The 15529-nt window shown below is 49.4% G+C and carries 8 protein-coding genes and 2 pseudogenes; 2 read left to right on the top strand and 8 right to left on the bottom strand.

The features are described from left to right. The first annotated feature begins 21 nt into the window (after nt 1-21). Nucleotides 22-2769 carry an alpha-mannosidase gene (locus RCO25_RS09280; RefSeq protein WP_308995864.1) on the top strand — a complete coding sequence of 916 codons (2748 nt, stop codon included), beginning with the start codon at nt 22-24 and terminating at the stop codon, nt 2767-2769. A gap of 120 nt (nt 2770-2889) precedes the next feature. Here the strand turns inward: RCO25_RS09280 and RCO25_RS09275 are convergent, their stop codons facing one another. From RCO25_RS09275 to RCO25_RS09245, 7 genes and pseudogenes are all read right to left on the bottom strand, one after another. Beyond that, nucleotides 2890-4521: a response regulator transcription factor gene (locus RCO25_RS09275; RefSeq protein ID WP_308995863.1), complete on the bottom strand. Its 1632-nt coding sequence runs from the start codon at nt 4519-4521 to the stop codon at nt 2890-2892. Between the two features lie 269 nt (nt 4522-4790). After that, nucleotides 4791-6125: a DUF445 domain-containing protein gene (locus tag RCO25_RS09270; RefSeq protein ID WP_308995862.1), complete on the bottom strand. Its 1335-nt coding sequence runs from the start codon at nt 6123-6125 to the stop codon at nt 4791-4793. Beyond that, a complete protein-coding gene (locus tag RCO25_RS09265; RefSeq protein WP_308995861.1) occupies nt 6126-7406 on the bottom strand; it encodes a DUF445 domain-containing protein in 1281 nt (426 codons plus the stop codon). It abuts the gene before it with no gap. A 90-nt stretch (nt 7407-7496) separates the two neighbouring features. Then, the gene (locus tag RCO25_RS09260; protein WP_308995860.1) at nt 7497-8279 is read right to left on the bottom strand and encodes a class I SAM-dependent methyltransferase; all 783 of its coding nucleotides are present in this window, start codon (nt 8277-8279) and stop codon (nt 7497-7499) included. Between the two features lie 52 nt (nt 8280-8331). After that, nucleotides 8332-8800: pseudogene (locus RCO25_RS09255) on the bottom strand (DUF1572 family protein). Between the two features lie 301 nt (nt 8801-9101). Beyond that, nucleotides 9102-9761 (bottom strand): annotated as a pseudogene (locus RCO25_RS09250) (transposase); the annotation flags it as partial. Between the two features lie 630 nt (nt 9762-10391). Continuing rightward, nucleotides 10392-12701: a glycoside hydrolase family 95 protein gene (locus RCO25_RS09245; RefSeq protein ID WP_308995858.1), complete on the bottom strand. Its 2310-nt coding sequence runs from the start codon at nt 12699-12701 to the stop codon at nt 10392-10394. A gap of 98 nt (nt 12702-12799) precedes the next feature. Here RCO25_RS09245 and RCO25_RS09240 point away from each other — a divergent pair, with 98 nt between their 5' ends. After that, nucleotides 12800-13627 (top strand): helix-turn-helix domain-containing protein, encoded by an 828-nt coding sequence (locus RCO25_RS09240; RefSeq protein ID WP_308995857.1) that lies wholly within the window; start codon nt 12800-12802, stop codon nt 13625-13627. 258 nt (nt 13628-13885) lie between these two features. Here the strand turns inward: RCO25_RS09240 and RCO25_RS09235 are convergent, their stop codons facing one another. Beyond that, complete coding sequence (locus RCO25_RS09235; protein ID WP_308995856.1) at nt 13886-15511, bottom strand: glycosyl hydrolase family 18 protein; 1626 nt, start codon at nt 15509-15511, stop codon at nt 13886-13888. Between the last annotated feature and the right edge of the window lie 18 nt (nt 15512-15529).

Genomic DNA, 15529 nt, shown 5'->3' with positions numbered 1-15529 from the left:
TAAAGGAAAAGAGGAACAACGATGACTGCATCGAAACGGGTGGTACATGTCATTTCCCATACCCACTGGGATCGAGAATGGTATATGCCTTATGAAGCCCATCATGTGAAGCTTATTGAGACGATGGACACGCTCCTCGATACTTTCGAAGCCGATCCGGATTTCCGCAGCTTTTATCTCGACGGACAAACGATCATTTTAGACGATTACTTGCAGGTTTATCCGGAGAAGCGCGAACAAATACAGCAGCTATGCGATGAAGGCAAGCTTTCGCTAGGGCCTTGGTATATTTTGCAGGATGAATTTCTTACAAGCAGCGAAGCAAACGTTAGAAATTTGCAAATCGGACATCGGGATGCCCGGAAGTTTGGCCCGATTTCGAAGCTTGGCTATTTTCCCGATTCATTCGGCAATATGGGGCAAGCGGCACAGCTCCTTGCACAAGCGGGCATCGATACGGCCGTTTTCGGCAGAGGAGTCAAAGCAACCGGCTTCAATAATCGGGTGGAAGATACCGCTGGCTTGGAATCGCCGTATTCCGAGCTTATCTGGCAGGCACCTGACGGCTCCAGCGTTCTCGGCATCTTGTTTGCCAATTGGTATAACAACGGCATGGAAATTCCCATTGATCCTACTCTAGCGAAACCTTATTGGGAGCAACGCCTGTCGCGGGCCGAACAATATGCGTCTACCTCGCAGCTGCTGCTTATGAACGGCTGCGATCATCAGCCCGTTCAGACCGATCTGTCGGAAGCGCTCCGCGTTGCAAGAGAGCTGTTTCCGGACTACGAATTTGTTCATTCCAACTTTGACGATTACATGAAAGCCGTCCAAGCCGAGAAACCTGACGACCTGAGCCTCACGCGCGGAGAGCTGCGAGGCCAGAAAACGGATGGCTGGTATTCTTTAGTCAACACAGCTTCCGCCAGAGTATATATCAAACAGCTGAATCAACAGAACCAGACGCTGCTGGAGAAGGTAGCCGAGCCGATCTCGGCGATTGCCCATCAGCTTGGCAAGCCTTATCCGCACGGGCTCTTTCAATACGCTTGGAAAACCTTAATGCAAAACCATCCGCATGACAGCATTTGCGGCTGCAGCGTGGACGAGGTATATCACGAGATGAAGACGCGTTTTGCCAAAAGCATGGAGGTTGGCAAAGCATTAGCAAACGAAAGCGCCAAATTTATTAGCGCAAAGGTCAATACGAACCATTTTGCTCAATACAGCGATTCGGCGGCTCCTTTTGTCCTATTCAATACCAGCGGTTATGAGGGATCGTCCGTCATTACGGTTGAGATCGAGTGGTCCCATCGCTACTTCGACCAGAGCGAAAACCCCGTTGCTATCGCTGCGCTTGTCAAAGAAAGGACGCATGGGGAAGGCTATTTGATAAACGCGAGCGGCGAGAGACTGGAGTACTCCGTTCAAGATTTGGGTGTCCGCTTCGGCTATGATCTGCCTCAAGATAAATTCCGTCAGCCCTATATGGCCCGCGCTTTGCGGCTGACCTTTGAATCCGGTGCATTGCCTGCTATGGGTTACGAGACCTTCGCATGGATTCCGAGCCGGAATGACAACAAATCCGTAATTAGCAAGCGCGATTCCTTGGTGTCTGGCCAAACAACGCTTGAAAATCGTCATCTCAGGCTTACGGTTGAAAGCGATGGAAGCTATTCTGTCTATGACAAGAAAAACAAACAGCTGTTCTTGGATCTCGGCCATTACGAGGACGTCGGCGATATCGGCAACGAATACATTTTCAAGCAGCCGCTTGGAGATTGCCTGATAACGACGAAGGGCAGCAATGCCGAGGTTCAGATTGTTGAAGATACGCCTTACCGGGCAGCCATTGAGATTATACATCGCCTTGCTATCCCTTCTCAGGCAGATGAGCAGCTCTCTGAAGAAGTCCGCACGATGGTTGAATTCCGGCAGCGGGTTGCCGCCAGGTCCGAATCGCTGGTTCCGCTAGTCATTGTGACTCGCGTCAGCCTTGAACGGGAAGGCAAAGGCGTTCACGTGCATGCCAGAATGGAGAATCAGTCCAAAGACCATAGGCTTCGCGTCTTGCTGCCTTCGGACATTCTCGCAGCCACCCATTTTGCCGATTCTATATTTGAGGTGGCCGAGCGCCAAAACGTACCTGCAAAGGAATGGGAGAATCCGAGCAACTGTCAGCATATGCAAGCCTTCGTTGATGTTCATGCGGAGCATAGGGGCCTAACCGTTGCCGCCAAAGGCTTAAACGAATACGAAGTGCTTCAAGATGGCCGAAACACGATCGCGTTAACGATGCTTCGTTCCGTCGGAGAGCTCGGTGATTGGGGCGTCTTCCCTACGCCTGAGGCACAATGCCTTGGTGAACAAGAAGCGGAATGGATGATTATCCCTTACGGCGGCTCCGCCAATCGGTTCGACGCATACCGGGAGGCGTATCGTTTTCCAATCCCGCTCACCGCGATGGGTACCAGCTTGCATGATGGCGAGCTTGCTCTTTCCAACCATTTTCTAAAATGGAACGGCGAACAGCTTGCTTTCTCAAGCTTGAAAATCAATGAAGAAAGAGGCGACTTGATGGCCCGTTGGTACAATTTAGCTGGATCGGCAACCCGATTGGCTATTCAACCGAATGCTGCCTCCCGCACTTATATAAGCAACATTATGGAGGACCCGAGCACCGATCCGCTTCAGCCTACCCTTCAAATAGAAGGCTTTAAAATCATAACTGTCGGCGTTTCAGCCGAAACTGCATCTCATTCGAAATAAGTAAATGGTTCCCTACAGATCATCGTTTGACTGAAAGAGGCAGCCTCCTAAGGTTTTGCAATACCTACCTTGGAGTCTGCCTCTCATGCGATGAATTCGTTTATAGGTTACAGCTACGGGTTATTCCTCCGCAATGCCTCTTTGTCTCCGATATTCCTTTGGCGTGCAGCCCACTTGCTTTTTGAACAGCTTAGAGAAATGCACGGGATCTTTATAGCCCACCTGGTACGAGATTTGGTAAACTTTGTGCTGGATATCGCCCAGCATTTCCTTTGCTTTCTCAATTCGTATTTCCGTCAAATATTCCAAAAAGGTTTTTCGCTTCTCTTTCTTGAACAGCTTGCTCAGCCATACAGGCGTAACATGAACGGACATCGCCACACTCTGGAGCGTCAAGCTCTCTGCATAATCGCGATGCAATATTTTCTCCGCTTCGGATACGATCTGACTGGGTGAAGAGGACAACTTGCGAAAATCGGCTGCAATCGCATGAAGGAAAATTTCCGTCTGCTCGCGCAGCGACTGCAGCGTGTCATACTGTTCAAGCTGCTCCCACACTGCGATCGGATTGCTGCCCCAGGTTTTGTTCGGTATGCCCGCCGCGGCTGCCCTGCGGAACACCTCAAACAGCCATTCGAATATTTTTTGCTGTATATCGCGTAATTGATTAAGCCGCCAGGCTTGGACCATCTCGACGAACCGGTCCATGGCCGCTGTTATTTCTTCATCCGACCCGTATTTGACGAGATCAAGCACTTCTTCCGGCTCTCCAAGAGACAAGTCTCCGCCATCACCTTCATAATAAAGTCCCTGCTCCGTAAATAATCGATTTCCGCCGTATACGGCCTTCTGCTCCAACACGTTAACGGCTTCCGTAAACATCTCATGCAGATGCTCAAACGTACATGGAATCGTTCGCATGCCCGCGCTTGCCTTGACCTTAACGAAATCATTGATTCTTTGGATGCAAAGCTGTGCCATCCCACGGCTCAGCTCTGCATGCTCGGAGCGTGAGCAGCTCATAATAGCGACCCAACGGCTGCCGCTTTCCATGCAAAGCGCGAAGGGATAAGGATACTCCTCCTCCAGCGTCTGATTCACCACATTGCCGATACCGAACAGGATCAAATCCTTTTCCTTGGCATGGCGGTTCTCAATCGCCTTCAAATCATCCGCTTCAACGACCATTAGCGTCATTTGCTGATTAACCATCCATTCCAAATTGAGCGTCTGCAGCCGGTGGCGTCTCCTTGCTTCGCGGTAAGGATCGTATTCCTGCTCGATCATCTCCCTGAGCAGCTCCTCGCGCATTTTCGGTATCGCAAACTTCACTTGATTGATTAGCTGTTGTTCATTATGCTGATCCATTCTTTTTTTGAGAATACGATCGATCATTTTACGAACAATTTGGTCCAGCTCCTCGAGGTTGATTGGCTTCAGAATATAATCCAGCACGCCGATTTGCATCGCCTGCTTGACCAGCTCGAAATCGTCATACCCGCTGACAACAATGGATTCAGGTTTATAGTCCTGAACCGGATTCAAGGCTCGAAGAAATTCAAGTCCCGACATCCGGTTCATTTTAATATCAGTCACGATAAGATCCGGCCGCATATCAAGCGCGAGCATTAAGGCTGTATCTCCGTCATCGGCTACCAGCACCTCGTCAATGCCGAAAGATTCCCAAGGAAAGCGGTTGCGCAAACCTTCCCGGATCTCGAATTCATCGTCCACGATTAGAACTCGCAGCATTCCCTCACCTTACCCCTCTTGCATTTTCATCAGTATCGCAAACCTATCGTTGCTTACCTCCATACTACCTGACTGGATTTTGGATTGCACGGGGGTAAAAGCAAACTTTATGGGGTTGTTTTAAACAAGCGTAAACGGCTGTCGCCGTCCTCTGTGGCAAAACAGTCGTTTCGCGGAGATATATAAGCACATTTATATGTGAAAACATATAAATGCTTATATATAAAAAAAGCCTCACTCATAAAAATCCCATGAGTGAAGGCCTCCTTCTATAAGAGCTTCAATAACGGCTCATATATCCCGTACAGCAGAAGATAAAAAGCCGCGCCCAGCGCAGAGCCGATGTAAGCACCATTTAACCGGATACGCTGCAGATCGGTTTCGACCTTGCTCTCGATAAAATACACCAGCTTCTGCTCGGTAAAGCTGTCCAATGTCTTTCGCACGATAATCCCGATAATCGCATGCTCCGTCTCAATCATTTTGCCCACAAAACTCTGTGCGTATTGCTCGAGCCAGCCCTTCGTTTCCTCGTTTGCTTTAAACCATTCCCAATACGACGCAATGAACTGATTGATCAGATGCTTTATATCCGATTGGTTTACCGTATGCTTCTCTTTTACCGCAAGCTGCATCCCGGGTTCACTTATCAGAAGCTTCTGCAAATTGCCCATTAAGGCTTCGATCGTCGGCAGCAATGAGATCTTCTCGAGCAGCTCATCCCTCCACTCGTTAACCGCAGCGGAGACATCTTCGCGGCTTTGCATATTGTCGGCAAGCTGATAGACCATGTTCTCCAGCAATACACGAAGTTCATGCTGAGGATTGCGCAAATCTTGAATCAAAAGCTGCAAATCCTCAAATAACACATTTGTCGCATCATCGAGATTGAGCGCATTGGTCGATTCCGCAATTTCCACTGCCATTTTTTTGAGCCATTTGGAGAATACGCTGCCTTGATTGACGAACTTCTCCTTTTCCTTCCCGAGCAGCTCGCGAATGACGAGCTTCGTCCTTTCATCTGCCGCGCGTTCCGCTGCAAGCTCTACGATCTGGCTGAGCCAGCTTTGGAAATTCCCGTTATCCATTACCCATTTCAGCGCTTTGCCCGCATAAGGCGACAGATTGATTTTCCCTAAGCCTTTGCGCGCCTTCTCATCCAATTGAACAGAGAGCCCCTTAATGTCCAGCTTAGCAAGCAGCCCCGCTGCCAGCCTCCAGCCTTGCTCCGCCAGTATGCCGCTTGGACGCCGGTCAATCCAAGCAATCCCGATCTCGACAAGCGAAATTTGCTTCACCTTGTCCTTCAGCAGATCCTTGCTGAGCAATTGCTGCTCAACCATATTCGCGACGCCTTCGATCAGCTTATCGCGGTTCTTTGGTATGATCGCCGTATGAGGAATCCATTTCCAGCCAAACGGATGACGAAACAGCACCGTTACCGCAAACAAATCGGCTAATGCGCCCACGAGCCCTGCTTCGGTCGTGTAGAGCAGCATCCGAGACCACCACCGATCAGGGAAGACATATAAGCAGCAGGCGGCAATAACGAACAAAATCGCCAACAATATCAAGCTGCGGTTCGCTTTTTTTCTCATTGCCATTTAAGCTTGCCCTCCTATCCAAAAGGTTGCTAGATGCAAAATGACGCCAATCAACGCTCCGACTCCGATTCCGTTTATCCGGATGTACTGCAGATCCCGTCCCGCCTTTTCTTTCACGAGCTGGGTGAGCTCTTCCTCGGAGAAGCTGTTTAGTTTGTCGGTAACGATTTTACCGATATACGAATGCTTCTGCTCCATCCATTTCAGCAGCGTGGTCTTCACGTACTGATCAATCCGTGAGAGCAGCTCGCCATTTCCCTCCATGTAAGCAATGCCTTCACGCAGCTTTTCTTTTATCCATGGATAGCGGGCGAGCTGCCCTTCCGCATTCTCCGCCGCAGCTTGCCGAAGCGATTCGAGGCCGCGCTGGATGTATACGTCTAACTTGAGGTCATCCTTAACGGCTGCCAGCAGCGTTTCTTTGCCCGCTTCGATCCGGTCGCGCAGCTGTTCGTCCGTGCGCAGTCTCGCAACAAATCCCGCAATAAATGCTTTAAGCTGCTTGCGCTGCGGATGATCCTCGGAGTGGAATTTCTCCAAGAAAGACACCAGCCAATCCTGCAATCTTCCGCTTAGATTGGCCGCTTCTAACCCCGCCGAAAAATCAATCAATTTCCGTCTGAATTTATCACCCTCATAGGACCGGATGGCTGAATTTACGATTTGATCGACAACCGAGCCAAATGCGGCCGACTTCACGATTTTAATCAGCTCCGGGATCATAAATTCGATGATACGGTCATCATAGCCGTTCTTGATCGTCCAGTCTCCCGCATCCGCAGCAATATTCGATACGGGAATCGCATCCGCATGCTCAAGCAAGAAGGTCTGTACGGTTTTGGCCAGCTCCTGCAAATCGATGGTCGTAATGACATCGTTCGCTACCTGCTGCAAAATATCGTTAATACCCTCTTCGCCGCCATGCTTCTTCAAATAAGTTACAAGAACATCGGCGATGTTGTATTCATCCAGCCGTTCCCTAATATTCGGAATCGTCAACAAATCGTTCTGAACCATCTTAACGAGCTCGCCGATCAAGCGCTCCCGATTGCGGGAAATAATATTCGTCCCCATCCAGACCGGCCATTTGATCCGCAGAGGGTTGCCGAACAACGCGCTTACCGCAAACGAATCGGCCAGCCCGCCAATCGTCGCGGCACTAAACAATGAAAAAAACAGTCCGCCTGCAAACGTATCGTGAAAGGGAAAAGCGACAAGTATTCCGATAGCTGAAAAGAGCAGCGCTGCATCCGCTTTTTTCTTAATGCTAAAATTGTTCATCGTTATGCTCCATTCCTGGTGATCTTTACCTTATTAATTATCCCATAACTATGGGGTATGAAACAATGCAGCGCGCCTGTCTCTCCATGATTAAACCCGATCCACTCTGAATTTATTCGCGACAATCGTAAAGCTTCCCGGAAGATGGGGATTCGGATCGTTTCTCGGCTCTTCGGCAAGCTGCTCCAATACAAGTCCAGAGGCAGCAACAGCCGTTACAATTTCTCCGAGGGTCCAATACCTCAGCAGGCAGTCTGGAAAGCTTTCTTGTTCATCTAATGAAAACATGCCTTTATACGCAACGTCGCCGCCGAGTAACCGGGTATCAAAATAATCGCCTCTCAGCTCCGCCGTATGGTCTTCACTGACATAAATGACTTTTCGGATAGGATGGAAGTCGTTCAGCACCAGTCTCCCGCCATCCTTAAGCAGCTCATAAACAATGCGGGCAAAAGGGGTGAGGTCTGCAAAATAATGCAAAATTCCGCCTTCTAAATAAACGATATCGAAGGTATGTTTAAGCTTTTCCATGTCGATGTCAAATAGATCCGAAACAATGTACTCGATTTCCACATTCGCTTCTCTCGCTACTTCAAGGGCGTAACGTTCATTCTCGGGCGAAATATCGACAACGGTAACGATGCCGCCGAGCCGTGCAAGAGGTATCGCTTTTCTCCCGCTGCTCCCGAGCAGCACGGCTATGCGCTTCCCATTCACATCGCCCATGTAACCAAGATGCTTTCTCATGTATTTTTCCGGGTCCCGGTTGATGTCCTCGGCTGCTTCTTTCGGGCTGCCGCTTTTCTTTTCCCACCATTCATATGCTTTGTGAGACCACGCCTTTTTGTTCATCTCGCTTTGTTCTTTTTGCATTCGTAAACCTCCGTTTCATCTATTCATTTCACGCAGCGTTCCTTTTAATTTCCTACACGGAGGTCGATTGGTAGTTCTCTTTCAAACATTGCTTAGCGATATAAAAGATTTGGCCCATATGCTCGGAGTAATGCGCGGCGCACTGATGCAGCATGTCCAGTCCGCTCGCGGCTTCTTACCAGCTGCTTCTCATTCAATCTCTCATCGGATATGCTCTTGATTGTATCAATCGCTATCTGAAATCGATTCTGAATGATGGCTTTCAGCTCCAATTGGTTCAAAAAGGTTTCTTTGAGCTCATTCTCGCGGTCCCGCACGATCTCTTCATGCAAAATCCCCTTAACAATGCGCTCCAGCATATTCCCTTCAATATGCTTAATCAGCATGGATATACTGTGGCTCGTTTCGTCAGGGCGCCAATTCAATTGCTCGTCATCAAGCTGATCCACGGCTTTTAGTATTCGTCTTCTGATTTCTTCAAACTTATGAATCAGCCACTCTCGATTAAATTGATAGTGCATGATGCCATTCCCCCTCATAAAATCTCTAACTCTAAAAGCTATTGAAAAAATGAAAGTATCTCAATCCTGATTATGGTAAAATAAATCCAAATTAATAGCAAATCTTGACTTAGCAGACTAGCCTATGGCGGAAGAATCGTCCAAGCTCCTGCTGCAGAAAAGCATGCAGGACGTTGATTCAGCCATTTTCTAGATTCCCATAAGCAAAAAGGGGCTGTCCCAAAAGTAGTAAGCTCGCAGGAGAGATAGCTCGCTTTGAACAGAAATGTTGGAAAACGTGAAAAAATAGCGGTACAGGGGACTATTCCTGTACCGCTATTTTTCTATTCTGGTCTATGGCTGCTTGCTTAAGTAGATTATGGGCAAGCGAAAGCCACCCGACCTCTAAGCTTACTTTTGGCAAGCCGCGAAGCAGAAACCGCCGGAATCCCCGGTTATTCTTTATCTGCCCGAATACACTTTCGGGTTCAATCATTCGTCTCACCGACAGCGCATAAACTTCCTCGCTGCGCAGCTTTTCCCTCACCTGCTGCTTGTAGCGCATGTATCTCAGACTGACTCGAACCTCTCGGTCGCCTTGCGCCTTCGTACAAGCGGGTTTGATGGGACACCCTTCACAGCTCACACTGCGGTAATGACGATGTCGGATTTCAAATCCACTTTCCGTCGTATCTTTACTTTCATAGCGAAAGACAAGTTTCTGTCCATTCGCGCATGTCCACGTATCTTCTTCCTCGTCGTAATCCCAATTGTCGATCTTACTGATGTCCATTTGCCATTTCTTCGATTTTTCCTTATGATACGTGCTGTATTTGACCAACGCTTCAAGCTCTTCCTGTTCTAGGTAAGCCTAGTTCTCTTCTCCGCCCTATCCAGCATATGCGATGATGGTTCACGGTAGCTTTCCAAGTTCGGCTTTCAATTTCTCTAAATGCGGTTTCAAGCATCGTGTATCCGTAGGGCTTTAGTCTCGCAAATCCAGGACATCCTCTTAGCCGCCAGCCGCTCCGGTACACTGCAGTTTCTGCAGCAGAATTACGGAATACGCTTCTTTATTTTAGCTGCAATGCATTTACTACAGCAGAATAGACGCCACACGTTCCTAATCGCTCAAAAATAGGCACTCCCATTGCAGAAACTGCATTGTACACCTCGATCCAACTCGTTTTTTGTCCATACATTGCAGAAACTACAACGTAGAACTCTGACCGAACTTTTATTACTCTTAGCTTCTACAAGACCGTTCGTCCAAATATTTCCAAAAAAACATTTAGACCGAGAACCCCATTACACCCGATAGAAATCGACCGCGTTGCTGCAGCAACCGCCGCATGCTCAAACTTAAATCGACGCCTCCGTGTGCCGCTCGGCAACAACTCCAGTTCACCAAGAAACCATTTGTTTTCACAAGCGTAAACGGCTGTCGCCGTCCTCTGTGGCAAAAGCAGTCGTTTCGCGGAGATATATAAGCACATTTATATGTGAAAACATATAAATTCTTATATATTGAAAAAAGGGCTGTCTCCCGGGTCTTCAGACCTTTTGAGACAGCCCCTTTCTCTTATTTACCCTATGGCCGACAATAAATCATTTAATTGCGAACGGTAAGCACATACTCGCTTCCGGAAGATGCCGTCCAAGCTGTCAGCCCATCCTTAGTGACTACGTCCTGTACTTCTGCTCCATCACTCGTAATTACAAGCGCATAATCGGTCAATACGGAGCAGAGGTTCTCTGCGCTCGAACGAATGCGCGCTTCTTGCAGCTTCCCGCCGGACCAACGGATATCCACTTCGAAGCCGCCCCTAGCGCGAAGGCCGGATATTTCGCCTTCTGCCCATGCAGCAGGCAAAGCCGGCAGCAGATGAATTCCCCCTGCATGACATTGAAGCAGCATCTCTGATATGCCCGCTGCACCTCCGAAGTTGCCGTCAATTTGAAAAGGCGGATGGTTGTCGAACAGATTCGGGAGCGTCGAATGGCCCAGCAGCGCTTGTATGTTCTCATACGCCTTTTCGCCATCCTCAAGCCTTGCCCAGAAATTAATAATCCACGCTCGGCTCCAACCCGTATGGCCACCGCCGCTCGCCAATCTGCGTTCAAGCGTTACCCTGGCTGCCGCTGCCCATTCCGGTGTCTCTCTTACAGTGAACCGCTTACCGGGATGAAGCGCGAAGAGATGCGAGATATGGCGATGTCCAGGCTCCGCTTCCTCGTAATCCTCCATCCACTCTTGGATTTGACCGTGCCTGCCAATCGTAGGCTCCGGCAGGCGATCCCTAAATTGCTCCCATTGCTGCTGCTCCGATGGCGCAATGCCGAGCGCCTTTGCCGCCTCTGCGCAGGCCGTGAACAGCTCGTATAGGATCTGGCTATCCATCGAGGCGCCAATGCAAAGCGTACCCGATTCACCGCTTGGCAAAATATACGTATTCTCAGGTGATACGGAAGGATTTAACACCAGCAGGCCATCCTCTGTTTCCGTCAAAAACTCCACGAAAAACTGCGCCGATTCTTTCAAGGTCGGATAGATCCTCTCCAGAAAAGCCAGGTCCAGCCCATACTCGTAATGCTCCCACAAATGTAGGCAAAGCCACGCCGCGCCCAACGTCCAATAAGATGCCGGCAAATAAATATCCTGCGGCGCAGTGTCTCCCCAAATATCGGTATTGTGATGGGCGACAAAACCTCCGCAATCATACATCGCTTTGGCGGTTACTCTCCCCGGTTCGCGCATCCGTTCGATCAGTTCGAACAACGGCTCATGGCATTCCGCCAAGTTGCCCGCTTCTGCCGGCCAATAATTCATTTGCGCATTAATATTAATGGTATATTTGCTATCCCATGGCGGAAGCATTTTATCGTTCCATATGCCCTGAAGATTTGCGGCCAGCGAGCCCGGCCGGCTGCTCGATATGAGCAGATAACGGCCGAACTGATAATATAACGCCATCAGTCCTGCATCTTCCTTCCCTTCCTGAACAAGCTTTAACCGCTCATCCGTTGGAACAGCGAGGCTTGGGAACCGGTCGTCGCCTTTAATACGAAGCTGTACCCGCTTGGATAGCGCAGTGAAATCTTTGACATGGCGCGTTCTTAAGGTTTCATAATCAGAAATTGCCGCATTTTTTCCCGTGCGAATAACGTAGGCCTCAGGGTCGGCATGCCGGAACGATGTGGCTGCAGTTAATAGAAGCGTCACGCGATCCGCGCCCTCTACTACGAGATGCTCGCCGATAATAGAGACGGAGCCGCCTTCGGCAACCGCGCGCAAAGCCATACGGAAGTCCGATCCCCCCGAACCGCCGCATTCCCCGCGCATGAGAATCATGCTCTCGTCAGCTTTTACCAATTCATCATAGTATCGATTACTTCCGCGCAGCAGCCTTGCAGTAAAGCTAATTTGGCCTGGCTTATCGGCTGTCAGCCGTGTAACAAGCACCTCATCCGGAAAACTGGCAAACGTTTCACGGGAGTAAGTCGTTTCCCCTTTGGTATAAGTAACCGCCGCGATTCCGCTGGTTAGATCCAGCTCGCGGCTGTATGCCTTAACCTCATGCTTCTCTTCGTAACGGAACGATAGCTGCAAATCGCCAAGCGGCATATAATGGCGCTGGGTCTCGGGCACGCCTGATAGCGCCATCGCCGACAAATCATGTGCTTCCCGCAGCTGTCCTTCTCTCAGCAGCTTGCGAATACGCTCCAAATGAGCAAGAGCATCCGGATTATTCCGGTCACGCGGTCCGCCGTACCAGACGCTGTCTTCATTCAGCGCAATTCGCTCGCGCTTCGTATCTCCGAATACCATGCCGCCCAGCTTGCCGTTACCTACGGGCAAAGCCTCCTCCCAAATGGAGGCAGGCTGTTTGTACCACAACCGGTTTTCTGCATTCTCAGTCATTTTCAAATCTCCTTTTCATCTATCAAACTTTTATTTGCTTCTGCAATCTATTACTATGGTAATATCCCTATTAAAACCACCGGATGGCGGTGCACGAGATGATTAGAAAAAGCGAACAACACGCGTTATCCGATTTGCTCCAATCGCTGCAGCTGCAGTTAATTATTGCGCATAAGACTCAGGTATCCATGAGCTGGGGTGAAACCAATTCCACGCCCGAATACAATAAGCTGTATTACATTTGCGAAGGCGAGGGCTGGATTCGAATCGGCAATGACGATTATTATCCGAAGCCAGGTCAATTATTTTTGACTCCAGCCCACTCCCGGGTATCATTTTCTGCTTTAAATGATCGTCCTTACTTAAAATATTGGTGCCATTTCAGCATCCTTGCGGGTCCCTTCGACCTATTCCAATGGATTGGCGTACCTTTGTGCCTTAATATTGAGGATTCCGCTCACATGACCATCTTGTTTGAGGAGCTGATCGGCTGGCATGAGCAGCACACGATTGTAGCCCGGCTTCGCGAGAAGGCGCTGCTTCTGGAAATCGTAAGCCGTTTCCTGGAATCCGTCCCCATTCAGGTGCTCCAGCACCGCTCTGAGGAAATGAACCGCTTAAACATTATCCAGCAATATGTAGACAGCCGTCTTCATACGGGCATCAGCATCAATCAAATGGCTGAGTCCCTCCATCTGCATCCGAACTATTTTAGCGCCTATTTCAAAAAGCATTTCGGCATACCGCCGCTTAAATACGTCAGCCGCAAACGCACCGACCGCGCCAAGCAGCTTTTAACGTCCACTTCCCTCAGCATCAAGGAAATAGCGGATCAAACCGGATTTAAAGAAACGAGTCACTTTACGAAGTTTTTTCGCAAGGAGACCAGCCTCACGCCTTCAGAATATCGCTCAGCTTATTCATAACAAGCCGAATTCCGCGCGCTACTATGATTATAAGAGCGCAGCTATTTGTTGACGATGGAAGAAACTAAGATATAGGGGTATAAATCTAAGATCCTTCGACAAGCGTAAACGGCTGTCACCGTCCTCTGTGGCAAAAGCTGACGTTTCGCGGTGATATATAAGCACATTTATAAGTGAAAACTTATAAATTCTTATATATAAATAAAAATAGGACAAAGCAGCTGTCATACACTGCCTTGTCCTATTTTTCGTAGAGTTCTATTTATTAAAGGAGGAGATCATTTGCCAATCCTCATCCGTAAGCTGATTGATCTGCCATAAGGCAACGCCTCGAAGCCCCATCTCTTTCGCTAAACGCAGCTTCGCTTGGATGCTTTGCGTGTTTTCGTACCATAGCAAATGCGAGCCCCTTGTATCCGTGAAGGTTACCCGGTTCAAAAAGTACGGCAGCTGCAAAACTGATGTCGTATCCGGGTTCGCAATCCGGGTTTCAACCGCGGCAATGGAAGGAGACCGGAAAAATTCCACGGTACCGTCAGCCTTGGTCGTCCATTGGTTCGCCTGCTTCGATATGCCGAGCAGAAGCTTATCAGCGGGAATATGTGACAGCGCATTCCGAACGGAATCTCCTACCAGCGTAAGCGGCGCAGAAGGCAGCCCGCTTTCCGCATGCGTGAATTCATAAGCCATCAGCACGACCTCGTCAGCCATCTCCCCGATTTGTTTGTAATCATAACCGGCATAGTAATACGAAGGCGGGACAACAACCGTCAGCGTGGTATCGCTGCTTAATTCTGCTTTAATCTCACGGATCAGGCTTGTGAAAGGTTCCTTAGCGGAAGCCGGAACGAGACCCTCGAAATCGATGGCAACACGGTCAAATCCGTAAGCTGGATTTACTAGAATCTGGCTAAGAGATGAAACAAAAGCTTTGCGGGCTTCCGCATCGACAACGAATTCCCCAAGCTTTTGAAGCGTCGTATTCCCGAAAACCATCAGTGTTTTCGTCGATCCGCTTGCCTCGGCCGCAGTAAGCGTCTGCGTCCAGTCGCTCGGCGGCGCAAAGGCGACGGATGCCATGCCATTTCCTTGGTAGTTCAGCTTTGCCCAATCGAAGATCAGCTCGTCAGCATCGGCAAAGCGCTCTTGTTTCTTGTATAGCCCTGATTCCGCATAGAAAGCGGAAATTTCAAGCTGACGGCCCTCGCTGCGGAAGCCGATCAAGCGATCAACCATAACTGCGGCTTCGCGGCGTGTTAGCGGTTTTTTCGGGAGGAACAGGCCTTTGTTGTCCCCTCGCATGATGGAATCCGAGTAAGATCTCATCACATAAGGAGCCAGCTTGGGATCGATTTGATCCCTATCCCCATAAGCCGCTTGCTCGCCTGCCTCAACCCATCCCGAATCCAACCACTGCTGTTTCTCCTCGGCGGATTTGTCCTGCAGCAACGCAAAAGCGGTTAATGCCGCTACTTCCTCCCGCTTTATGCTTTGGCCCGGATTAAATTTGCCATTCTGAATGAATAGATCCAACCATCCAGCGTCATAGGCCTGTTTAATCATGCCGTAGGACCAGCGCTCCTTCGCTACGTCAGAAATCGCGGCTGTCTTCTCTTTCACTGCTATCGGCTTCACGGATTCTACCAATAGCTTAACAAACGCCTCTCTCGTCAATGCCGCATTCGGACGGAAGGTACCATCCTCGTATCCCGTAACGACTCCCATTGCAACTAACCGATAGATCGATTCCGCTGCCCAATCCTTCTCCGGCACATCAAGGTACTGCTTCAATTGCGCATCATAAGCAAATGCCTGCATAGACGTCCCTATTATAAAAAGCATCAAAATCCCAATAAGCGTAACCGTTCTTCCCCGCAGCTTCACCGTATCCCTCTCCCTATT

Source organism: Paenibacillus sp. LHD-38 (assembly GCF_031157315.1).
In the GTDB taxonomy this organism is placed as follows: Bacteria; Bacillota; Bacilli; order Paenibacillales; family Paenibacillaceae; genus Pristimantibacillus.
Note: the sequence above shows the minus strand (reverse complement) of the source record. Positions and strands in the feature narration are given on the sequence as shown.